Below are 22,319 nucleotides of genomic sequence, written 5' to 3'. Positions count from 1 at the left end.
CAGGCGCGCGAGCTGGCCGGCGAGGCGTACCGGATCCGCGCCACCGGCGCCGCCCTGCCCGACGACCTCGCCGAGGCGCTGGAGAAGGCCGACCGGCTGGTGCTGCGGCCACTGCGGGAGCGGATCGGGCTGGCCGAGGCGGTCCGGCTCGGCAGCGGGGCCGCGCCCATCCCGGCCGAGGTGCTGGAGTTCTTCGGCGGCCTCGGGATGACGATCATGGAGGTGTGGGGGCTCAGCGAGACCACGGGCGCGGCCACCAGCACCTTCACCGACCACTACCGGGCCGGCACGGTCGGCCTGCCCATGCCGGGGATGGAGGTCAGGCCGGCCGACGACGGCGAGGTCCTGGTGCGCGGGCCGCTGGTGTTCCTGGGCTACCTCCAGCCCGGCGGGCGGATCCAGCCGGCGGTGGACGCGGACGGCTGGCTGGCGACCGGTGACATCGGCAGCCTCGACGAGGACGGGCTGCTGCGGATCATCGACCGCAAGAAGGAGATGATCATCACGTCGAGCGGCAAGAACATCGCGCCGAGCGCGGTGGAATCGCTGCTGCGGGCGCACCCGCTCATCGGCTACGCGGTCGTGGTGGGCGACCGCCGGCCGTACCTGACGGCGCTGCTCATGCTGGACGAGGAGGCCGCGCCCGCCTGGGCCGCCGCGCAGGGACTGACCGCCGTGGAGCTGAAGGAGCTGGCGGCGGAGCCGCGCGTGCTGGCGGAGGTGGCCGCCGGTGTCGAGCGGGCCAACGCGGCGCTGTCGCGGCCGGAGCAGGTGAAGGCGTACCGGGTGCTGGACCACGCGTGGAGCCCGGCGAGCGGGGAGCTGACCCCCTCGCTGAAGCTGCGGCGGCGGGTGATCGAGCGGCGCTACGCCGAGGTGATCGAGGAACTCTATGCGAAAGGGTCGTGACCTTGACCTTGACCGATGAGCGGCGCGACTTCGTGGCCGCGATCGAGGACTTCTGCCGGCGTGAGGCGGGCACTCGCGAGCAGTGGCTGAAGCTGACCGTCGGCGGCGCCGAGCCGCACAACGCGGAGCTGTACGGCAAGATGGCCGAGCTCGGCTGGCTGGGCGTGGCCGTGCCCGAGCAGTACGGCGGCGCCGGCCAGGGCATGGTGGACCTGCTGCTGTTCCTGGAGACGACCGCCTACTGGCAGGTCCCGATCGGCGGGTTCGCCACGTCCGCGATCACCGCCGCCTCCTACGAGAAGTTCGGCACCGAGGAGCAGAAGCGCCGGGTGCTGGGCGGCTTCCTGCGCGGCGAGGTGCTGGCGGTGTCGATGTCGGAGCCCGGTGCCGGCTCCGACGTCGCCGCGCTGACGTGCAAGGCCGAGCGGCGGGACGGCGGCTGGGTGGTCAACGGCCAGAAGACCTGGTGCTCCAACGCGCACCTCGCGGAGCACATCCTGCTCGTCGCGCGCACGTCCGTGACGGACGACCGGCACCACGGGCTCACCATGTTCTCCGTGCCGGCCGGCGTGGCGGGGCTCGACGTGCGCGGCATCGAGACGATGGGCGGCAGGGAGGTCAACGACCTCTACTTCACCGGCTGCTTCCTGCCGGACAGCGCCGTGGTCGGCCAGGTGGACCAGGCGTGGCGGCAGCTCATGGCGGGCCTGAACCTGGAGCGGATGATCCTGGCCGGCCTGATGCTGGGCACCGCGCGCAGGGCGTTCGACGACACGGTGTCGTACGTGCGCGAGCGCCGCCAGTTCGGCCGCCCGGTCGGCAGCTTCCAGGCGCTGCGGCACCGGCTCGCCGACCACGCCACCGAGCTGGAGTGCGCCCGCCTGCTGGTGCACGACGTGGCGCGGCGGATCGACGCCGACCCGGCGCGGATGTTGCCGCGCGAGGCGTCGATGGCCAAGCTGAAGGCCACGGAGGTCGCCAAGGCGATGGCGCTGGACGGCATGCAGATGATGGGCGGCTACGGCTACGCCACCGAGTACGGCATGGAGCGCCTGCTGCGGTCCACGGTGGTCTCCACCGTCTACGGCGGCACCAGCGAGATCCAGCGCGACATCATCGGCAAGACGTACGGACTCTGAGGACGACGACGAGGGCGCGCCTCCCGCGACGAGGACGCACCCCACGACGAAGGCACGCCCCCACGACCGGGGGCACGCCCTTTCACACGTTCCGCCTCACATGTTCCGCGCGCCGGCCCGGATGGCCTCCCTGATGCGGAAGTAGGTGCCGCAGCGGCAGATGTTGCGGATGCCGTCGAGATCGGCGTCGGTGATGGTACGGCCCTCGGCGGCGACGCGTTCGACCAGCGCCACGGCCGCCATGATCTGGCCGGGCTGGCAGTAGCCGCACTGGGCGACGTCATGGTCCAGCCAGGCCTGCTGCATCGGGTGCAGGTCAGCGCCGACCGTGGCGGGCAGCCCTTCGATGGTGGTCACCTCGTCGTCCGGCTGGAGGTCCTTGACGGGGATCGCGCACGGGTTGACCGCCTTGCCGTTGAGGTAGCTGGTGCACGCCTTGCACACGTTGATGCCACAGCCGTACTTCGGCCCGGTGATGCGCAGCAGGTCGCGCAGCACCCACAGCAGGCGCACGTCGTCGGCGACGTTCACGGTGACCTGCTCGCCGTTGACGCGGAAGGTGTGTTCGGGCACGGGTGGTCTCCTCGGTTCAGCGGGCGTGGTCGAGGCCGTCGGTCGGGGACGGTGGGACGGGCGGGACGGTGGGTTTGGGGGTGAAGGAGAGCGTGCCGTGGTTGATCGGGAAGCTGGTGGGCATCGTGCCGGTCGCGCGGCCGTACGCGCAGGCGACCGCGGCCATCGAGGCGGCCACGCCCAGCTCGCCCGCGCCGCCCGGCTCGTCGGAGGTGGCCGGCATGACGATGATCCGCAGGTCGAGCGGGGTGTTCCACTGCCGGGTGTAGAAGTAGTCGTCCCAGCTCGCCTCCAGGAAGTAGCCGTCGCGCAGGTGCAGGCTGGAGGTCAGGGCCAGCGCGATGCCGTCGGAGACGCCGCCCATCATCTGCGCCTCCAGGCCGCGCGGGTTGACGGGCAGGCCGACGTCCACGGCGAAGACGACCTTGGTGACGCGCGGCCCGGTCACGCCGTCGCGGATGGGGCGGTTGACGGTCTCGGGCCGGCAGTCGATCTCCACCAGCGCGGCGCTCACCGACTTGTACTCGGCGTGGAAGGCGATGCCCTGCGCGGTGCCCGGCGCCATCGCCCGGCCCCACGCGCCGGCCTCGGCCACCTCGGCCAGCACCGCCCGGGAGCGGTCGTCGCGCAGGAAGTCGTGCCGGAACCGGTAGGGGTCCTTGCCCATCCGCGCGGCGAGCCGGTCCACGATCAGCTCGCGGGCGCAGGTGACGTCGGGCGAGTAGACGTTGCGCATGCTGCCGGTGTTGAAGCTCTTGTCCGTCTCGGCGAGCAACTGGCTGCCGGCGCCGAAGTCGTACGACATCGTCTGGCTGAGGTGGAAGAACGTCTGGGAGAAGCCGATGTCGCCCACCGGGAGCCGGGCCGCCAGGGCGGTGAAGATCTCGCCGAGGCCGTGGCCGAGGTCGGTGGAGACGCTGGTGTGGCGCTGCCTGTAGCTGAGCACGGTGCCGCCGAGGTAGGACACGCGCACCCGTGAGGTGGCCATCGGGTGGGCGCGGCCCTGGCGGGCGTCGTCGGCGCGGTGCCACATGAGCTTGACCGGCTTGCCGAGCTTCTTCGACACCTCGGCGGCCTCCAGCGCGGCGTCGAAGAAGAGCTTGCGGCCGAAGGAGCCGCCGCCCTCGGTGACGTGCACGGTGACCTCGCCCACCGGCAGGCCGAGCTTGGCGGCGATGCTCTGCTGGGCGACGATGGGCGACTTCAGCGCCGACCAGATCTCGGCGCGGTCGGCCCGTACGTCGGCGATCGCGCAGTTCGGCTCCAGCGCGCTGTTGCCGCGGAAGTAGAAGGTGAACGCGCCCTCCACGACCGGCGTCGGCGGCCGGAGCCCCAGGGGCAGCTCGGCGGCCTGCAGGGCGCGCAGCACGCTCTCGTCGGACTTGCCCGCCGCGGTGCCGGGTTTCCAGGTGACCTTCAGCGCGCGTACGGCGTCGATGCACTGGCCGAACGTCTCGGCGCGCACCGCCACGCCGGTGGAGATCACCACGGCGTCGGTGACACCCGGCATGGCGCGGACCTCGGCGAGGTTGGCCACCGAGCCGACCTTGCCGTTGATGGCCGGTGGGCGGCACACCATCGTCGGCAGGGCGCCGGGGACGTCGAGGTCCATGGTGAACCGCTTGCGCCCCGTCACCGCGGCCAGCGCGTCCACGCGGTTGTGCGGCCTGCCGATGACGGTGAAGCCGGCGCGCGGCGCGAGCGTCACGGCCACCTGCCGGGTGCGGCTGCTCGCCGCCCGCTCGGCGAGCGCGCCGATGCCGACGCTCCTGCCGGACCGGTCGCTGATCACGCCGGCGTCCAGGCTCAGGTCGCCGATCGGCGCGCCGAGCTCGGCCGCCGCGGCCTCCAGCAGCCGGAGCCGGGCGACGGCGGCCGCCACCCGGATCGGGACGTAGGTGGAGATGGTGGTGTTCGAGGCGCCGGTGAGCTGGTTGAACAGCAGCTCGGGACGGGCGTCGGCGAGCGTGACGCGCACCCGGTCGAGCGGGACGGCCAGCTCCTCGGCGATGAGCATGGCCGAGGAGGTGGTGATGCCCTGCCCCACCTCGGCCCTCGGCAGCGCGAACGACACCGTGCCGTCCCTGCCGATCTCGACCGAGATGAGGCCGGAGGTGGGCAGCGCCGCCGCGGTCATCACGTCGTTGAGGTCGATGAGCTCCGTGAGCTCCGTGAGCTCCGTGAGCTCCGGCGAGGGGAGAGCGGCCTCACCGGCCTCACCCGGCGGGGACGGTGGCGTCAGTTCGGCCGCGGCCACCAGGGTCGGCGCCGCCACCACGTACCCGAGGAAGCGCCGCCGCCCGATCGGCTCGCCCGGCACGCCGTCGTGCTGTCCTGTCATGACTCGGGACGGTTGATCGTCGGGATCTCGATCTTGGTCTCCTGGCCCTTGGTGAGGAAGAACAGGATGTACCGCCGGACGGCCTCGTCGATGACCCAGGCGGTCTCGGGCACCAGCGGCAGCGGGATCAGCCCTTCGCGGAAGCGCACCAGCTTCGGCCATACGGCCCTGATCAGCGGGTCCCACACCGGCTCGCGGCGGATGCCGTCCCAGTCGGCCACCTGGTCGCCGACCAGGTACCTGGCCAGGGCGTTGCACAGGGGCCTGCTGATGCCGGCCGGGCTGGTCTGCTCGGCGAGCTGGCTCAGCAGGATGTCGGTCAGCGCCACGCCCTCGGGGGTCGGGCCCATGTTCCCGGGCAGCACCTGATCCGACTGGGCGTTGGCCGCGTCCCAGGTGGCGGGGATGTACTCGTCCCTGATCCCGAGCAGGTGCGCGGTCACCTGCCAGACGTGCAGGTACGCCTCGGACTCGGCGGGCCTGATCGGGACGCGCCACTCGAGCATCTTGCGCATCGCGAAGGTCGGCAGCGTGTGCCAGGTGACCAGCATGTCCTCCTGGCTGATGGGGATGTCGCCGCCCCAGTGCGGCGACTGCTGCAGCAGGTGCCGTACCGCGGCGTGCACCAGCCGGGTCTTGACGCACTCCACGACGCAGGAGCCGCCGGGCCGGTAGGCGTTCAGCGCTCCGACGGCGAAGCCGAAGATGCTCGTCTTGGCGACGCGGTCCTCCATGTCCGCGCCACCCTTGGAGTAGTAGACCGCGCGGGCCTCGTGGGGGATGGCGGTGGCCAGCATGCCGCCGCCCACGCCGTTGCACAGGTTGAGATAGACGCCCCTGGCCTTGTTGAACTCGGCCGCGACCTCCAGCTTGCCCCGGTCGGCCCATGACGGGAGCTGCCGGGCGTGCTCCATGAAGTCCCGCAGGTCCGACGGCAACCCCTCAGGTAACGGCTGGTCGTTCCTGGTCCAGTCCCACAGCAGCCGGTTGACCTCGGGGATGGCGCCGCGGTCGAGCAGCGAGGCGAGGAGCGGGTCGGCCTCCTCGTCCCACACCCACCGCGGGTCGGCGCCGGCCCCCGCTCCGGCGATGGAACCGCTCGGTGCCCACGTCCACTCCAGCAGGGGGCGCGCGTGCGCCGGGGTCGCCATGCCCAAGGCCCCCAGCGCCCCGAGAGCGCCACCGGAGATCAGCATCTTGCGCCTGCTCAGCTCCGTCATGACCGGAACTCCTTCCTGACCTGTTGACAACGCCGGTGATCGGCGAGCTAGCGATGCGGGCCGGGTCGCGGTCCGGCCGCGTCCCGGCCCGCGCGGCGGGCCGGGACTCCTGCCGGCGGACCGGTCAGGACGGACGGTTGGTCTCCGGGATCTCGATGCTGATCGGCCTGGCCTCCGACAGGAAGAGCAGCGCCGCCTTGCGCAGGAACTCGTCGAACAGCCAGTACGCCTCCGGCGCCAGCGGGAAGGGCAGCAGCCCTTCGCGGACCGCGATGAACGGCCCCCAGGACAGCCGCAGCAGCGGGTCCCAGACCGGCTCCCTCGGGATCTTCAGCCAGCCGGCGATCCGGTCGCCGAGCATGAACCGGGTGAACGCGCCGAGGATCGGCTTGCTGAGGATGCCGGCGTCGACCGAGGAGCCGAGGTTGAGCAGGATGTCGGCCAGCTTGACGCCCTCGGGCGTCGGGGCCAGGATCGGGGTCAGCACCTGCGCGGCCTGGCTGTCGGCCTCGACCCAGGACGCGGGGATGTACTCGTCCTTGATGCCGAGCAGGTGCGCGCCCACCTGCCAGGAGTGCAGGAACGCCGCCGACTCGGCGCTGGGGATGGGCACCTTCCAGGCGACCAGCTTCTGCATGACGGTGGTGGGCAGGCTGTGCCAGGTCACCATCATGTCCCGCTGGCTGATCGGGATGTCCTCCTCCGCCCGGCCCGGCCAGTGCGGCGACTGCGGCAGCAGGTGCCGCACCGCGGCGTGCACCAGCCGCGTCTTGACGCAGGTGACGATCATCTCGCCGTCGGGGCGGTAGGCGTTGACCGAGCCGATGTCGTAGCCGAGCTTGGCGGTCTTGGAGATGCGGTCCTTCATGTCCGCGCCGCCCTGGGAGTAGTAGACCGCCAGCGCCTCCTTGGGGATGACCGTGCTCATCATGCCGCTGGCCAGCCCGTACAGGACGCCGAGGTAGAGCCCGCGCTTCTTGTTGAACTCGACCGCGAGGTCCAGCTTGCCCTGCTCGGCCCAGGACGGCAGCCGCCTGGCCTGCTCCATGAAGTCGCGCAGGTCCGCCGGGAGCCCGTCGGGCAGCGGCTGGCCGTTCTTGGTCCAGGTACGTAACAGCTCGTTGACCCTGGGCACGTCGCCCCGGTCGAGCAGCGAGGCCACCAGGGGGTCGGCCTGCTCGTCCCAGACCCAGCGCGGGTCGAGCCCGGCCCCGGTGCCGGCCACCGAGCCGGCGGGTGACCATGTCCACGCGTGTGCGGGGGTCGCGATGCTCAGCGCACCTACGGCGCCCAGCGCTCCACCCGCCTTCAACATGTTGCGCCTGCTGAGTTCGCCCATGCTTGCGCCTCCTCCTTGTCGAGGCCCGAGAACACGTGCTTGATACGGTGAAACACTGGGTGCTTCTGCGTATCATAAGAGCACAACGTGACGGCCATCACAAGACACATCAGCGGCCGTGAGGCGATGGGGGCAGAATGAAGAGGCACAGGAGGTGATCGTGGAGTCTGCGCTGTCCGCGCTCATGACACCGTCGGATTCGGAATCGCTGCTGGAGCGCGCCTACCTCGACGCCGTCGAGCGCGTCGGCGACCCCGACGAGGCCCGCACGCGCATTCTCGACGCGGCGTACGAGCAGTTCTGCCGCATGGGGATCCGGCGCTCGACCATGGAGGACGTGGCCCGCCGGGCGAGAGTCTCCCGGATCACCGTCTACCGGCGCTTCGCCACCAAGGACGTGCTGGTCGAGCACGTGGTGCGGCGGGAGTTCCGGCGCTACTTCGATCAGTTCCTGGTCGAGATCGAGCAGGCGGGCACCGCCGCCGACCGGGTGGTCCTGGGGTTCGTCAGCTCGCTGCGCGCGATCAGGTCCAACCCGCTGATCGGCGGCCTGATCGCCGCCGAGCCCGACCTGCTCGTGCCGTCCATGGTCAGCGACGGCGGCCAGACGCTGGCCACCGTGCGGCAGTTCGTCGCGGGGCAGCTCCGGCGCGAGCAGCGGGCCGGTCATGTGCCCGCCGAGCTCGACACCGATCTCGTGGCCGAGCTGATGGTGCGCGTCTCCGCCTCCTTCCTGGCCATCCCCAGCCAGGTCGTGGACCTCGACGACGACGCGCAGCTGGCCGCGGTGGCCAGGCGGTTCCTGGTGCCCATGCTGCAGGCGACCGGCTGACCGCGCGCATTCGTCAACTAACATTGACGCTGTGAACGAACGGACCCCGGGCGGGGCGCCCGAGTCGTACGGGGATGAGCGACTCGCCACGAAACTGGCCACGCTCCTCGGCCCCGGCCACCCCGTCGCCGCGGCCGCCGTCGTCTCCCCGTCGGCGGTGACGGTGGCCGGTTACGGCGCCGGCGGCCCGGACGCCGACTTCGAGATGGCCTCGATCTCCAAGGGCATCACCGGGCTGCTCTACGCCGACGCCTTGGAGCGGCAGGAGATCGAGCCCGGCACCACCCTCGGCGACCTGCTCCCGCTCGGCGGCTCCCCCGCCGCCCGGGTGAGCCTGGAGTCCCTGAGCACGCACACCTCCGGGCTGCCCCGACTGCCCGCCTCGGCCCAGCCCCTGCGGCGCACCATCGCCCTGTGGCGGCACGGGACGAACCCGTACGGGGAGAGCCTGACCGAGCTGCTCGCCCAGGCGCGCGAAGTCAAGGTGGGCAAGCCCGTGCCGCGCTACTCCAACCTCGGGTTCGAGCTGCTCGGCCACGCGCTGGCCGCCGCGGCGGGCACCACCTACGCCGGCCTCGTGGCCGACCGGATCGCCGGGCCGCTCGGGCTCCCCGGCCTCTACGTGCCCGCCGACCCGCGGCAGCTCCGCGCCACGGCGCTGCCCGGCCGCAGCAAGCGCGGCCGGCCCCGCGAGCCGTGGACGGGCGAGGCGGTCGGGCCGGCCGGCGGCATCCGCGCCTCCGTCCGCGACCTGGCCCGCCTGATCAGCTCGCTGCTGGACGGCTCCGCCCCCGGGGTGGCCGCGCTCGACCCGGTGGCCCCGTTCGGCCGGGGCATGCGCATCGGCGCGGCCTGGATCACCATGAACATGGCGGGCCGGGAGGTCACCTGGCACAACGGCGGCTCCGGCGGGTTCCGCTCCTGGCTCGGGCTCGACCGTGCCGGGCGGACCGGCGTGGCCGTCCTGTCCGCCACGGCCGTCCCCGTGGACCGGCACGGGTTCGCGCTGCTGGTCGGGCCGCCCCGCAGAGGCGCTCTCAGAACGTGATCAGGGAACGGATCACGTCGCCCGAGCCCATCGCCGTGAAGGCCTCGCCCACGCCGTCCAGGCCGATGCGCCGGCTGATCAGCCCCTCCAGGTCGAGCCGCCCGGCCCGCCACAGGCGCAGCAGCCGGCCGAAGTCGGTGCGCACGTCGCCGGAGCCGTACAGGCAGCCGACCAGCCGCCGCTCGGTGGCGAACAGCTCGGCCGCGTTGAACGGCACCACGTCGTCGCGGCTGCCCGCGCCGACCACGACGGTGGTGCCGCCGCGCCTGGTGGCCTGCCACGCCTGCCTGATCGTGGCCGAGCGGCCGACGACCTCGAAGGCGTAGTCGAACCCGCGCCCGCCGGTCAGCTCCTTGCCCACCTCGCTCAGCTCGTCGGGCGTGGTCACGTGGGTGGCGCCGAACGCCCTGGCCGTCGCCAGCTTCTCGGGCACCCGGTCCACAGCCAGCACGGTGGCCGCCGCGGCCAGGACGGCACCCTGGATCACGTTGATCCCGACGCCGCCGCAGCCGATGACCAGGACCGACGAGCCGGGACGTACCCGCGCGGTGTTGATCACGGCGCCGACGCCCGTCAGCACCGCGCAGCCGACCACGGCGGCGACCTCGAACGGCACGTCGTCCGGGATCGGGATGGCGGCCCGCGCGTCGACCACCGTCTCCTCGGCGAAGCAGCCGACGCCCAGGCCGGCGTGCGCGGGCTCGCCCTCGAACGTCACGGTGTCGGACGGCGGGCGGACGCTGACGCACAGGTTCGGCTGGCCGCCGAGACAGAAGTCGCAGCCGCCGCAGGGCGGGATCCAGGACAGGATCACGTGCGTCCCGACCGGCGGGCCGCTCACGCCGGGGCCGAGCTCGACCACCTCCCCCGCGCCCTCGTGCCCGGGCACCAGCGGCAGCCGGGCGGGCAGGCGGCCCTCGCACATCGACAGGTCGGAGTGGCAGACGCCGGCGGCGCGCAGCCGCACCCGCACCTCTCCCGGCCCCGGGCTGCGCAGGCTCAGCTGGTCGGTGACCTCGACGGGCTTGCCCGTCTCACGCAGGATGACGCCTCGCATGTGTGCTCTCCCCCGGGCTCAGAGCTGGACGGACGTGGTGGTCAGGAACTCCTCCAGCCCGAACCGGCCGTACTCGCGACCGTACCCCGACTGCTTGTAGCCGCCGAAGGGCGCCAGGCCGTTGTGGGCGCCGTCGTTGATCCGGATCTGCCCGGCGCGCAGCCGTCTGGCGACCCGGCGGGCGCGGCCGGGGTCCGCGGCGCGTACGCCGGCCGCCAGCCCGTACGCGGTGCCGTTGGCGATGCGGACCGCCTCCTCCTCCCCGTCGTAGGGAAGGATGACCAGGACGGGGCCGAAGATCTCCTCCTGGGCGATCCGCGACTCGGGCGTGACCCCGGTGATCACGGTGGGCCGCACGTAGTAGCCGCGCTCCAGCCCGTCGGGCGCGTCGGGGCCGCCGGTGAGGATCGTCGCGCCGTCCTCGGCCGCCGCGCGCAGGTGCTCGCGTACGCGGTCCCGCTGCACGGCCGAGACCAGCGGGCCGAGCCGGGTGGCCGGGTCGCGGGGGTCGCCCGGCCTGTACGTGACCGCCTCGTCGGCGGCGATGCGTTCTGCGTCGGCCAGGCGCTCGCGCGGCACCAGCAGCCTGGTCAGCGCCGAGCAGGTCTGGCCGGAGTTGAGATAGCAGGCCGCCACGCCCTTGCGCACGGCGTCCTCGAAGGCCGCGTCATCGAGGTCGTCGAGCAGCACGTTCGCGGACTTGCCGCCCAGCTCCAGGGCGGTGCGCTTGACCCCGGCGGCGGCCAGCTCGGCGACCCGCCGCCCGGCGCGAGTGGACCCGGTGAACGAGACCATGTCCACCAGCGGGTGCGCCGCCAGCGCCTCCCCCGCCTCCGGCCCGGTGCCCGAGACCACGTTGAACACCCCTGCCGGGATCCCGACCTCGTGCATCACCTCGGCCAGCACGAACGCGTCCAGCGGCGTCACCTCGCTGGGCTTGAGCACCACCGTGCAGCCCGCGGTCAGCGCCGGGGCGACCTTGGCCGCGATCTGGTGCAGCGGGTAGTTCCACGGGGTGATCGCGCCGACGACGCCGATCGGGTCCCGGTACACCACCGAGCCGCCCATCGGCTCCTCGAACGCGATGGCCGCCGCGACCTCGGGCATCGACAGGAACGTCCGGATCGGCGAGCCGACCTGGATGGCCCTGGTCAGCTTGATGGGCATGCCCAGCTCGTTCACGATCGTCTCGGTCAGCTCGTCGGCCCGCTCGCCGAGGGCGGCCGCCACCGCGGCGCAGAGCCCGGCGCGCTCGGCGGCGGGCCTGGCCGACCAGGCGGGCAGCGCGGCGGCTGCCGCCTCTACGGCCCGCGCGACGTCCTTGGGGCCGCTGCGCGGCACCTCGTCGAAGGGGTCCTCGGTGGCGGGGTTCACCACCTGTATCGCGGTGCCGCCGCTCGCCGGCACCCATTCACCATCGACATAGATCCGATGCGGCATGACCCACCCTCGGCTTGGAGGAGCATTATTCTAGATTTTAATTCTAGAAGCCGGGGCGTGGCGGCGTCCAGTTCGCACCCCTGCCGCCGCCACCGCGCGCCGTCACCGCGCGCCGTCACCGCGCGCCGTCACCGCACGCCGTCACCGCACGCCGTCACCGCACGCCGCTCCCGGGGGTCGCGCCGCCCCGGGCCGCCCCCGCGCCGTCCGCGCCTCCGTCAGGCGATCCGCAGCGGCAGCGCGCGAGGCCGCCCGTCAGCCGATGCGCAGCGGCAACGCGCGCGGGCCGCGCACCTGGCTGGCCGCCCACGTCACCCCCGCCGGATCCGCCAGCTCGAACACCGGCACCCGCTCCAGCCACACCTCCAGCGCCACCCGCAGCTCCATCCGCGCCAGATGCGAGCCCACGCACCGATGGATCCCGAGCCCGAAGGCGGCGTGCCGGTTGACCTCCCGGTCGATGACCACCTCGTCGGCCCGCTCGAACTGCGCCGGATCCCGGTTGGCCGCCGGGAAGGACAGCAGCACCCAGTCCTCGGCCTTCATGTCCACGCCGTTCCAGCGCATGTCCTGCCTGACCAGCCGCGCCATCGTGACCGGCGCGTACGCCCGCAGCAGCTCCTCCATCGCCGTCGGCAGCAGCCCGGGCTCGGCCACCAGCCGCTCCCGGTCCGCCGGCGTCCTGGCCAGGTGCCACAACGACGCGCCGATCGCGCTCCAGGTCGTGTCGATGCCCGCGATGAGCAGCAGGATGATCGTGCCGAGCACGTGGTGCGGATCGAGCTTGTGCCCGCCCAGCTCGGCGTCGAGCAGATACGTGATCAGGTCGTCACGGGGCTGGTCGATGTGCTCGCGGATCTGCCCGAGCAGGTAGTCCGTCAGCGCCGCGAACCCTTCGTAGCGCTCCTCCGGCGTCTTGTTCACGCTCTCCAGCGAGGTCTCGATGAACTGCCGGAACAGCGGCCCGTCCTCCGGCGGCAGGCCGAGCAGGTTGGCGATCACCCGTACCGGGATGTGCTGGGCGTACTCGTGCGCGCCGTCCACCAGCTCCCGGCCCTCGAACGCGTCGATCAGCTCATGGCAGTACGCCCGCGTCGCCTCCTCCTGCTTGCGCACCGCGCTCTTGGTGAACGCGGGCAGCAGCAGCTTGCGCGCGTCGTGGTGGAACGGCGGGTCCGACGAGATCGGCGGCACGCTGCCCATCGGCGCCAGTTCGATCGGCGGCCGCACGTTGCTCACGACGATCGCCCGCGAGGAGAACCGCTCGGTGTCGTAGGCGATGGCCGCCACGTCCTCGTACCGCGTCGGCAGCCACGCCCCGCCGAACCGCTCGGTGTGCGCGATCGGGCAACGCTGTCGCAGGTCGTCCTGGATGGGGTACGGGTCGGCGGCCCACACCGGATCGACGTGGGAGAAGTCGCTGGCCCAGTCGGAGACCGGGTCGGTGACGATCTCGGCGGCCGTCAGCACCGGGCGGTTCTTGCGCGCCTCGTCGAGCTCGGCGCCGAAGCGGTCGTCCACGCTCATCGGGCGGCTCCGTTCACGGCCTCGACGGCCCGCTCGGGGCAGTTGGCCACCGCCAGCCGCGCCTCCGGCTCCTGCCCCGCGGCCACCTCACCGCCGCCCAGCACCGTGCCGTAACCTTCGTCGTCCTCGCCGAACAGGTCAGGGGCCAGGTCGTAACAGCGGCCGTGCCCTTGGCAGCGCTCGGAGTCGATCCATACCTTCATTGACTGGGTCCCGTCTGTGCTGGGGGTCTTCCGGTGGGGGTGAGGAAGCGCGCTTCGGGGTGGATCCGTCCCTTGAGGGAATTAAAAAAGCGTTCATTTGTCTCGTCAAGGGCTCAGGATGACGCGCGGCCTCCTGTCTGGCGGCCTTGAAGACGACAGTCCGTCACAGCACCTGGAAGTGGACATGGAAGCGCGCCATCGAAGTCGTGACGTTGGAGGCGCTAGTTGGCCCTTGGGGGCGATGGGTGGGAGAGGCTGCTTCACTCCGGCTCGATCTGCTGTCTTCGCCGGCGAGAGGGATGTTAGGCCGTCTGCATGCTTGATCCAGATCTGCCGTATGTCTGTGCCGCCGAGACTGCTGGACCAAATGGCCCGCATGCCCACCATGCCCGAAGGTCACGTTGAGACCGCAAACCCCTCCGCACTCAACGCCTACGACATGATGGCCGAGGGGTACGCGGCCGAGAACGAGACGAGCCTCGCGTACGACGAGCGGCCCGCGAGGCCTGGCGGCCGGCTCCTCTCGCCGACACCATGGCGAATGACGCGGATCAGCTCGCGCTATCCGCGGCACGCTAGCGGACGGGTTGTCCTTGCGAAAACCAGTGGTGCCCGGCTTGTACCGATGATGGACTGACGTCCCGCCGTGAGTCTGTAGCGTGACGGAGGTAGTGGTTGTGACGGATTATGACGTGCTTGCCGAGGTGTATGAATGGCTCATCTCGGATGCGAAGTTGCCTCCAGCCCAGTTCGCCGCGTCGTTCGATGACGTCCTCAGTCTTCTGCCGTCGAACGCTCACGTCCTCGACTGTTCGTGCGGAACCGGACAGTTGGCGGTTGGCCTCGCCGGTCGTGGCATGAAGGTTGTTGCGACTGACGCCAGCGAAGCGATGGTTCGTCGGACTGCAGAGTTGTCTGAGGAGTTCGGGGCATCCGTCCGGGCCATGCAGGCGACCTGGGAAGAGTTGCCCGACCATTTCGAGGACGACACGTTCGACATGGTGTTCTGCGTTGGCAACTCGCTTCACCATGCCGCGGGCGCGACAGGCAGGGGTGCTGCTCTGGAGTCGATGGCACGGCTTCTGCGCCCTGGCGGGCGCTTGGTGCTCACATCCCGCACTTGGGAACTCGTGAGGGCCAGAGGTTCCCGGCTGGACATCAGTGACCGGCTCGTCCGCCGGAACGGTCGCGATGCCGTCGTGGTCTACCGCTGGGAGATCGCGCCGCATTGGGAGGAGGAGCACCACATCGAGATTGCGATCGCGCACATTGATGCGACTGGGCTGGTTCTTGTCCGCTCGGAGCTGCTGTCCTGCTGGCCCTACCGGTACGAGGAACTCGAAGTCGAGCTGCACCGGGTCGGACTCCGGACGGAAGTGAGCACGTTCGATCTCGAGGCCGAGAACTATATGGTGGTCGCGAGCAAGGTATAGACACCGGGCTCTCAGTCCCCGGTCGGGCCGCGCTGTTGCTCGCAAGACGCTTGCGCCCGCTCATCGGTGCGGGTCAAACGATCGATTGTGGTCGGTCAAGGTGCGGGAGACGATGTTTGGCGACCCGGTCACGGCCTGTTTGACGCTGGCGCTGGACCTTTACCCGCATTCGGCGGTCGCGTTCCGGCTGCCGCTGGTCTCGGAGACATCGGTGGACGTGGCGATGCTGTTGCGGGACGTGATGTTGCCGCTGCCGATGCGCGAAGGCTGGAGCCCGGAGACGGAGTGGCCCTACCCGGGCATTCCGGCCCACGTCGTGGCGGAGTTCGCCGGCCACAAGGTGGCAGGGCTGCCGTTCACAAGCGCGTGCGGCACTTCACCTTCATCGAGCGCACCTCGGCGAGACCCGCCGACGCGCCAAGGTCATCGGCCGCTTCCCCGGCGAGACAGCTGCGTCTCACTCGTGTGGGCCGTACTCGACCGGGCCACCCGCGGCTGGCGCGGCTTCACCATGGACCAGCACGGGCCTGCGCATCCTGCACGACCTCCGCCGGGCGCTGCTCGCCCCGCCCACCCAGCTCCACCCGACCGGCGACCCGACCTTGGCACCCGTCACCGAGGCCGCCTAAGACCATCCACGGCACCTACCTCGTCGAGCCATCTACACCGCTCCGACTCCGAGGACGCGACCCTACGGAGGCGTAGGGGCTCGGTGTACACGCGGTGGGTGACGTCCGTTCACTGGGCCAGCGCTGCTCCAACCACTCACCCTGCGGAACCCGGCGCGCCGCACCACCTGCACCCAGCCGAAACCGCCGAAGACCTCGACCTGCCCGAGGCCGCGCTGCTCCTGGCCGGCGAAGGCATTCGACCTCGGCGAACCACCGCACCCGTCCGGGCAGCCCTGAAGCGCGTACGGGCCGAACAGTTGATCTTCAGCTCCGCACGCCACCACCGCGCGGCCTCAAGATCCAATAGACCGCTTGATCCCTGCGCGGGTCAAGAAGAACGATCTTCGGCCGACTACCGTCAATGTCGCCAAGGCGAGCGCCACCGAGGACTACTGGGCCAAAATGGCCCACATGTCTACCATGCCCGAAGATCACGTCGAGACTGCGAACCCCTCCCCACTCAACGACTACGACAGGATGGCTGAAGGTTACGCGGCCGAGAACGAAACCAGTCTCCTCAACGCGTACTATGAGCGGCCCGCGATGCTGGAGCTTGCCGGGAATGTGGCCGGAAGGCGCATCCTCGACGCCGGCTGCGGCTCGGGCCCCCTCTTTGCCGAGCTGCGCGATCGAGGCGCCATCATCACCGGCATCGACGCGAGCGCAGGGATGCTGGAGCAGGCCCGGCAGAGGTTGGGCGCCGACGCGGATCTGCAGGTCGCCGACCTAGCCGGCCCGCTGCCTTTTCCCGACGAGGCGTTCGATGACGTCATCGCGTCGCTGGTGCTGCACTACCTCGAAGACTGGGGACCGACACTGGCCGAGCTTCGACGCGTGCTGAGGCCTGGTGGCAGACTCCTCATCTCGATCGACCATCCTTTCAGCGTCGTCCTCTTTCAGCACATGGCCGGGAAAAGGCCCAAGTACTTCGAGACGCGCAGCCGGACCGAAGAATGGGTCATGGGTGGGCAGACCGTCCAGATGAAGTTCTGGAATCGGCCGCTGCACGCGATGACCGAGGCCTTTGCCGCGGCGGGCTTTCGCATCAGCGTCATCAGCGAACCGCCGTTCGTGCCCGAAGCCCGCGACGTGTTCCCTGAGGAGCTCCGCGAGTTCGAGCCCACCCGCACGAGGTTCTTGTGCTTCTTGTTCTTCGTTCTCGAAGCCAGCTGACAGCACCTCGCCACGATCGGTTGTGGTGGCTGAGCGTTCAGCGGGCGATTCCCACCAGCTGAAGCGCTCAGTCCTACTTCAGGCAGCAGTTGATCTTCGGCTCCAGACAGTCAGTGTCGCAGGCGCTTGCAGATGTCGGAACGGCGCGGGAGATGTCAGCGGACCAGGCAGCGGGGCATCGGGGGCGTCAATGGGCTAGCGATGTACGGCGAGAGGTTCGGCCCGGGAAGCGGCCCTGCGGAACGGATGTCCGCCGTGGACGACGGCCGAGGCGTTCAGGCTGGAGGTGCGCGCGTCAGGTGCCGTCCGTACCCGCGAGCTCGGCCGGGGAGGTCGGGCCGCGGTCGCCGTCCTCGGTGCCGGGCTGCCCGGGTGAGCTCGGCGGGGCGGCCCGTGCCTGACAGAGCCATCGTGAACCAGGTCGTCTCACGGGTGCGCGCTTCTCGATCGGCGGAGTCAGTGATCGCCGTGCGCGCCGGTGAGGGTGGCGCCGATCTCCGCCAACCGCTCGGCCGCGTAGCCGGGGTCGATCAACGCCTCGGGGGTGTGGAGACCGGGCGGCACGGGGTCGCCGCGCAGGCCGAGCAGGCGCTCGACGCCGAGGGCGACGCCGAGCGCCGTCAGGGGGCGCTGCCCCTCCGGGTGGAGGAGGTAGCGGCTCATCCTGAGTGGCGCGCCGGTGCGATCCACGCCTGCAAGGTCGATCTTGACCTCCATGGACGCGGGGCCGCCGCGCCGCCTGCCCGCCGATGCACCGACGGCGAACGCGAAGCGGACGTTGGGCGCGCCCGTCGCGACAGCCAGGCTCGGCACGTCGAGCAGGGGGACGATCTGGCCGGGCAGCACGACGCCGTCGACGCTGGTGAGCTCCACCTGCGCGGCGGGGCCGCTGACCCAGGCGAAGACGCCGTCGCGGCGGACGTGCCCCGCCGAGGTGGCGGCCAGCAGGCGTGCCAGGTCGGCCGTGGCCGCGGGCCCGCCGCTGTCCTGTTCGTCCAGGACGCCGCTGACCTCGATGGTGTCGAGCCGGTCGAACTTTCTGGCGAGGCCGAGCACCGCGAGGACGACGAGTCCCGCGTACCAGTGGCTGGCCAGCAGGATCGGCGCCGCGCCGGCTCGCAGGCCGGCGGCGGCGACCTCGGGGCCGATGTCGACCAGGCCGCTGGAGATGCTGACGTAGGGCAGGCCGCGGTCTTGTGCGTAGCGCAGTCCGTTGAGGTGGCTGTCCCACACCGTTGCCACGACCGCCGAGTAGCCGTCGGTCTCCTGGAGGCCGAGGTCGCCTCGCCGCAGATCGATGGTCACGGCTGTCGCGCCGCCGAGTTCGTCGGCGACCCGCCGGGCGCGGCCGAGGTCGCGGCCCGCGATCGTCAGCGGCAGCTCCGGGTACCACCGGCGCAGCAGGGCTGCGGTGCCCGCGCCTGCCTGGCCGGATCCGCCCATGATCAGTACGGAGTGCTCCACGGTGATGTCCTCTCACTAACCTACATTCTGTAACTTACATTTTGTAGCTTAGACTGGGAGGCAACGCAAGGGAGGACGATGACCACGGGATCGACTCGCCTGTCCAAACCGGCCAGGCGGGAGCAACTGCTCGACACCGCCATGGCGATCGTGCGCGCCCACGGCACCGACGGCCTCACGCTGCTCAGCCTGGCCCAGGCCGCCGGAGTGAGCAGGCCGATCGTCTACGACCACTTCGGCACCCGCCCCGGCCTGCTGATCGCGCTCTACCGGCGGCTCGACGAGCGGCACCGGGCCGCCTCGGAGGAGGCCCTGCGAGACGCCCCGGCCGTCCCCCGCGAGATCGCCCGCGTCCTGAGCGCCGCCTACTTCGCCTGCGCCACCGACATGCCGGAGTGGACCGCCATCTCCGCCGCGCTCAAGGGAAGCCAGGAGATGGAGGCGATCGAGCGCGAGCTGCTCGACGGCTACACAGACCTGATGGCCACCGCCCTGCGGCCGTACTCCGGGCTCACGCAGGAAGCCCTCCGGCTGCGCTGCGTCGGCGCGCTGGGCGCGGCCGAGGCGATCGCCGCGGAGCTGAACCGGGGGCGGGTCACCGTCGCCGAGGCCATCGCGGCGCTGACCGACCTCACCGTGGGCAGCATCGACGCCCGAGCCCAGGGCTGACGCTGTCGCGGCCCGTTGTGCGGTGGCGCCGTGGAGGTATCGGGCCGACCCCGTCCTAAGGGTCGCCCGGACGGGGCGGCGTCCCCAACCCCAGATACCGCGGGCTATGCCCCCCGTGCCTGGCCGCGCCTGATCCGGTCTGGCGCGTCGCCTGGCATCCGCTGCCCTGCGTGACCCGCCCCCGACATCGCGTCCATCTGTCGGCTGGTGTCCGAACCGTAGCCGAATCAGTGCCGGCGATGCCCCACGCTACCGGCGTGAACGCAACGGACCGTTCGGCCCGCAGGGGCGCAGCGTCGGCGCTCGCAACCGCCATCAGGTGCCGGCCGGCCCTCCCTGCCAGCCCCCTTCAGGCGAGCGGTTGCTGCGCATCCAGCACGATCTTCGCACCCGCCTGCGCCGCCCTGCCCTTGGCGCCGCCATGACGCGGACAACCTCGAACTTCGGAGGGAAAACGAACTTCGACCTGGCACTGCCGGAACTGAACGTCACGACGCCTGACCTCCATCAGGCACAGGAGGCGGGCGCGTGTCCGAGGATCGCCTGACTACGTCCTCATCGTGCCCCGGCCGCTAACCCGCGCGGCGGCCGTAGAACACGGAGATCTCCAGGAGGAGATCCCGGGGGCGCACCGGGATGGCGGCCCCCGGGGACGACTCAGAGCCCTGCGACGTGCGCGCGGATGGCGGACGCGCCGGATTCGGCGAGCCAGTCGGACAGGGTGCGCAGGCCGGGATGGATGACGCGCAACGCTTCGAGGTCGGCGTGCCAGCGGTGACCGGCCTGCCAGTGCCTCATGGTGTCGGCGATCTCCGGCCCGAGCCGGGCGGCCTCGTCGCCGGTGATCTGCTCGTACCGGATCGGGAGGCCGGTAGCCGCGGCGATCGCGGCGGCGGCCTCAACGGGGGTCGGCTCGTCGCCCGCGAGCTCCAGGGTGCGCCCGGCGAACCTGGCTGGGTCCGCGAAGGCGAGCGCGGCGAACTCGGCGATGTCCTCCAGCGCGATGACCTGCATGGGCTCGTGCGGCGGGAACAGGTGCCGATGCACGCCGTCGGGCGAGAGTCCGTCGATGGCGACGGCGCCGACGCCGACGTCCAGATAGTTCGTCATGAAGCGAACCGGGCGCAGCACGGTCGACAACGCCACGTGGTCATGCAGGTACTCCTCGATCAGCGCCTTGCCCCGCCCGCCCCGCGCAGGGGCCTGCGTCGAAGCGGACATGGAGGCTGACCTGGAGGCTGACCTGGAGGCGGACATGGAGGCGACGGTGCTGAAGACGACCTGCTCGACGCCCGCCTTGACCGCGGCGTCGATCAGCGCCCTGCCCCGGGCGACCTCGAGCTCGGTCTGCGGCCCCGACGGGCCGTAGGCGATGGGCGGAACGCCGAACACGGCGGTGGCGCCGTCGAGCGCGGGCGGCAGGCTCGCCGGATCGTCGAAGTCGCCGCGTACGAGCCGGGCGCCCGCGGCGGCCAGCTCGGTGGCGGCCGGCGCGGTCAGGTCGCGCACCAGCGCCCGGACGTTCCAGCCGTCGGCGAGCAGCCGCCGGGCGGTGGCGCCGCCCTGCTTGCCGGTCGCGCCGGTGACGAGGATCGTGGCGCCGGAGCCTGCCGGCGTGGCGGTGGTCATGGTGGTGTCCTCCGGAGATGTGAGAGATACTGGCTCGGTCCGGAATGCTCCACCCGTTTAGCCGCCGCAGACAAGGATTTCGTGACATGACAGCAGCGCCGCTCGCCGCACCCGCCCAGCGTGCCGACGCCCGCCGCAACCGGGAGGTCGTCCTGCGCACGGCGATGCGGGTGTTCGCCGAGGAGGGGCCGGAGGCGTCCCTCGGCCGCATCGCGCAGCGGGCCGGGGTCGGCGCCGGCACCGTCTACCGGCACTTCCCGAGCAAGGACGTGCTGCTGGAGGCGGTGCTCGCCGAGCACCTCGACGCGCTGGTGGCCGACGCCGAGCGGTGGAGGGCCCGCGCCGCTCCCGGCGACGCGCTGTCCGGCTTCCTGCTCGAAGTGATCGAGAAGTCGGCGGGCCGGCAGCACGTGTGCGACGCGCTCACCGGCGACCGCGGCTGGCCGCGCGCCGTGCTCGCCGCGGCGGTACGGCGCTTCCACGAGGCGCTGGAGCGGCTGCTGCGCGACGCGAGGCAGGCCGGAGTGATCCGCGCCGACGTGCGGGTGGACGACCTGTCGGCGCTCATCGTCGGCGGCGCAGCCCTGCGCGCGGCACACCGCGACCAGGGCCGCGGCGCCCGGGTCGTACGGCTGCTGCTTGAGGGGTTGTGCTCCCGCACTGTCACGAAACCCGAACCGTTCCGTGACCCGCACTCCCCGCCGTGTCACGAAACCCCGCGGCACTGCGGGGAGTGCGGGGCGCCGCTGCCGGTGCGCGCCACCGGGCGGCCACCCCGCTACTGCGGCTCCGCCTGCCGCCAGCGCGCCCACCGGCGCCGCCTCGCCGGCTAGCGATCACCGCGCTCGCGGCGGCCCGCCGGTTCGGTCACCAGCAACGCCGGGCCCTGCTGCGCCGGCTGACGTCGGGGCCGGGGATGAAGGACGCGCGGGCGCTCCTGGCCGGGCAGGTGCGCGAGCTGCTCACCGAACCCGCTGAGAACGGCCCGGCCGGGGCGGTACGGACCCAGGTCGGGGACACCGACCACTTCGCCCGCATGCTGGCAGAGGAGTACGGCCCGCGCCTGGTGGAGGTGCTGCCATTGTTCCGCCACTGGAACTCGGCCCGCTCGGCCCGGCCCAGCGCCCGGTCGCTCGGGAACGCCACGCGGATGCTCACCCCCGGCGCGGTCGCCCTGGTCCGGGAGTTGCTCTTGCGGCTGGTGGCCTATCGGGGCGGGGAGTGGGTCGTCCGTCATGACGACGAGGAGTGGCGGGACCGGGTCTTCCTCAAGGAGGACACCATCGTCGTGGTGCGCGGCATCCTGTGGACCTGCCAGGTCATCGACGAGCGCTGGGTGACCTCGCTCGTCACCGGCGTCGCGATGACCTGCGGCACGGGCAGCAACGGGATGGGCTCCACGTGCCGCTGCGAGCCCGTCACCAACGCCGCCGTCGGTGTCCTGGCCCGCAGGGGTGGGCTCGACGTGATCGTCCCGCTGTCCAGGATCCAGGCGAAGGTGCGCGCAGCGCCTCGATGCACCACTCGTCCATGCCGGTGCGGGGCAGCATGAGGTCGGCGGTCTCGTGCACGGCGCGCATCGCCCGCGCGATCGCGTCGGCGTCGTCCCACGTTGCCCGGCGGCCGTCGAGGAACGGGAGCACCGCGTAGCG

Annotated in this window: 20 protein-coding genes and 1 pseudogene; 11 read left to right on the top strand and 10 right to left on the bottom strand. The window is 71.6% G+C overall.

What is annotated here, in order from left to right; genetic code table 11:
* Positions 1–99: 99 nt before the first annotated feature.
* Positions 100–909, top strand: a complete 810-nt coding sequence (locus LCN96_RS27070; RefSeq protein WP_225275699.1) for an AMP-binding protein — start codon at positions 100–102, stop codon at positions 907–909.
* Positions 906–2,048, top strand: a complete 1,143-nt coding sequence (locus tag LCN96_RS27065) for an acyl-CoA dehydrogenase family protein (RefSeq protein WP_225275698.1) — start codon at positions 906–908, stop codon at positions 2,046–2,048. The genes LCN96_RS27070 and LCN96_RS27065 overlap by 4 nt, the downstream gene beginning before the upstream one ends.
* Positions 2,049–2,144: 96 nt before the next feature.
* On the opposite strand, the gene LCN96_RS27060 is transcribed toward LCN96_RS27065, so the two are convergent.
* The 4 genes from LCN96_RS27060 to LCN96_RS27045 all read right to left on the bottom strand — a co-directional run bounded on the left by LCN96_RS27060 (position 2,145) and on the right by LCN96_RS27045 (position 7,521).
* Complete coding sequence (locus LCN96_RS27060; protein ID WP_225275697.1) at positions 2,145–2,621, bottom strand: (2Fe-2S)-binding protein; 477 nt, start codon at positions 2,619–2,621, stop codon at positions 2,145–2,147.
* 16 nt (positions 2,622–2,637) lie between these two features.
* Positions 2,638–4,962, bottom strand: coding sequence for a molybdopterin cofactor-binding domain-containing protein (locus LCN96_RS27055; RefSeq protein WP_225275696.1), 2,325 nt, complete (start codon positions 4,960–4,962; stop codon positions 2,638–2,640).
* Positions 4,959–6,182 carry an oxygenase MpaB family protein gene (locus LCN96_RS27050; protein WP_225275695.1) on the bottom strand — a complete coding sequence of 408 codons (1,224 nt, stop codon included), beginning with the start codon at positions 6,180–6,182 and terminating at the stop codon, positions 4,959–4,961. The genes LCN96_RS27055 and LCN96_RS27050 overlap by 4 nt, the downstream gene beginning before the upstream one ends.
* Positions 6,183–6,306: 124 nt before the next feature.
* Positions 6,307–7,521, bottom strand: coding sequence for an oxygenase MpaB family protein (locus LCN96_RS27045; RefSeq protein WP_225275694.1), 1,215 nt, complete (start codon positions 7,519–7,521; stop codon positions 6,307–6,309).
* Positions 7,522–7,705: 184 nt separating this feature from the next.
* Here LCN96_RS27045 and LCN96_RS27040 point away from each other — a divergent pair, with 184 nt between their 5' ends.
* Both LCN96_RS27040 and LCN96_RS27035 read left to right on the top strand, forming a co-directional pair.
* Positions 7,706–8,353, top strand: coding sequence for a TetR/AcrR family transcriptional regulator (locus LCN96_RS27040; RefSeq protein ID WP_225276068.1), 648 nt, complete (start codon positions 7,706–7,708; stop codon positions 8,351–8,353).
* A 31-nt stretch (positions 8,354–8,384) separates the two neighbouring features.
* A complete protein-coding gene (locus LCN96_RS27035) occupies positions 8,385–9,401 on the top strand; it encodes a serine hydrolase domain-containing protein (protein WP_225275693.1) in 1,017 nt (338 codons plus the stop codon).
* On the opposite strand, the gene LCN96_RS27030 is transcribed toward LCN96_RS27035, so the two are convergent.
* From LCN96_RS27030 to LCN96_RS27015, 4 genes are all read right to left on the bottom strand, one after another.
* Entirely contained in the window at positions 9,391–10,458 is a 1,068-nt protein-coding gene (locus LCN96_RS27030; protein ID WP_225275692.1) for a Zn-dependent alcohol dehydrogenase, read from the bottom strand. The two genes, LCN96_RS27035 and LCN96_RS27030, sit on opposite strands and share 11 nt — an antisense overlap.
* 18 nt (positions 10,459–10,476) lie before the next feature.
* Positions 10,477–11,898, bottom strand: coding sequence for an aldehyde dehydrogenase family protein (locus LCN96_RS27025; RefSeq protein ID WP_225275691.1), 1,422 nt, complete (start codon positions 11,896–11,898; stop codon positions 10,477–10,479).
* A 255-nt stretch (positions 11,899–12,153) separates the two neighbouring features.
* On the bottom strand, positions 12,154–13,425 hold the full coding sequence (locus LCN96_RS27020) for a cytochrome P450 (protein WP_225275690.1): 1,272 nt from the start codon (positions 13,423–13,425) through the stop codon (positions 12,154–12,156).
* Complete coding sequence (locus tag LCN96_RS27015) at positions 13,422–13,628, bottom strand: ferredoxin (RefSeq protein ID WP_225275689.1); 207 nt, start codon at positions 13,626–13,628, stop codon at positions 13,422–13,424. Before LCN96_RS27015 ends, LCN96_RS27020 begins: the two co-directional genes overlap by 4 nt.
* 659 nt (positions 13,629–14,287) lie before the next feature.
* On the opposite strand from LCN96_RS27015, the gene LCN96_RS27010 reads away from it, so the two are divergent.
* The 3 genes and pseudogenes from LCN96_RS27010 to LCN96_RS27005 all read left to right on the top strand — a co-directional run bounded on the left by LCN96_RS27010 (position 14,288) and on the right by LCN96_RS27005 (position 16,905).
* Positions 14,288–15,061, top strand: coding sequence for a class I SAM-dependent methyltransferase (locus LCN96_RS27010; protein WP_225275688.1), 774 nt, complete (start codon positions 14,288–14,290; stop codon positions 15,059–15,061).
* A gap of 357 nt (positions 15,062–15,418) precedes the next feature.
* Positions 15,419–15,690, top strand: a pseudogene (locus LCN96_RS57660) (IS256 family transposase); the annotation flags it as partial.
* A 444-nt stretch (positions 15,691–16,134) separates the two neighbouring features.
* Positions 16,135–16,905, top strand: a complete 771-nt coding sequence (locus tag LCN96_RS27005) for a class I SAM-dependent methyltransferase (RefSeq protein WP_225276067.1) — start codon at positions 16,135–16,137, stop codon at positions 16,903–16,905.
* Between the two features lie 456 nt (positions 16,906–17,361).
* Here the strand turns inward: LCN96_RS27005 and LCN96_RS27000 are convergent, their stop codons facing one another.
* Positions 17,362–18,369, bottom strand: coding sequence for a hypothetical protein (locus LCN96_RS27000; protein WP_225275687.1), 1,008 nt, complete (start codon positions 18,367–18,369; stop codon positions 17,362–17,364).
* 78 nt (positions 18,370–18,447) lie between these two features.
* On the opposite strand from LCN96_RS27000, the gene LCN96_RS26995 reads away from it, so the two are divergent.
* Together LCN96_RS26995 and LCN96_RS26990 are read left to right on the top strand one after the other, a co-directional pair.
* Positions 18,448–19,038, top strand: a complete 591-nt coding sequence (locus LCN96_RS26995; RefSeq protein ID WP_225275686.1) for a TetR/AcrR family transcriptional regulator — start codon at positions 18,448–18,450, stop codon at positions 19,036–19,038.
* A 361-nt stretch (positions 19,039–19,399) separates the two neighbouring features.
* A complete protein-coding gene (locus tag LCN96_RS26990; protein WP_225275685.1) occupies positions 19,400–19,585 on the top strand; it encodes a hypothetical protein in 186 nt (61 codons plus the stop codon).
* 110 nt (positions 19,586–19,695) lie between these two features.
* Here the strand turns inward: LCN96_RS26990 and LCN96_RS26985 are convergent, their stop codons facing one another.
* Positions 19,696–20,667, bottom strand: a complete 972-nt coding sequence (locus LCN96_RS26985) for an NmrA family NAD(P)-binding protein (protein ID WP_225275684.1) — start codon at positions 20,665–20,667, stop codon at positions 19,696–19,698.
* A gap of 86 nt (positions 20,668–20,753) precedes the next feature.
* Here LCN96_RS26985 and LCN96_RS26980 point away from each other — a divergent pair, with 86 nt between their 5' ends.
* Positions 20,754–21,500, top strand: a complete 747-nt coding sequence (locus LCN96_RS26980) for a TetR/AcrR family transcriptional regulator (RefSeq protein WP_225275683.1) — start codon at positions 20,754–20,756, stop codon at positions 21,498–21,500.
* Between the two features lie 83 nt (positions 21,501–21,583).
* Positions 21,584–22,219 (top strand): hypothetical protein, encoded by a 636-nt coding sequence (locus LCN96_RS26975; RefSeq protein ID WP_225275682.1) that lies wholly within the window; start codon positions 21,584–21,586, stop codon positions 22,217–22,219.
* The last annotated feature ends 100 nt before the right edge of the window (positions 22,220–22,319 follow it).

Source organism: Nonomuraea gerenzanensis (genome assembly GCF_020215645.1).
Lineage (GTDB): Bacteria > Actinomycetota > Actinomycetes > Streptosporangiales > Streptosporangiaceae > Nonomuraea > Nonomuraea gerenzanensis.
The sequence above is the reverse complement of the archived record's forward strand: the minus strand, read 5'-3'. Positions and strand labels throughout refer to the sequence as shown.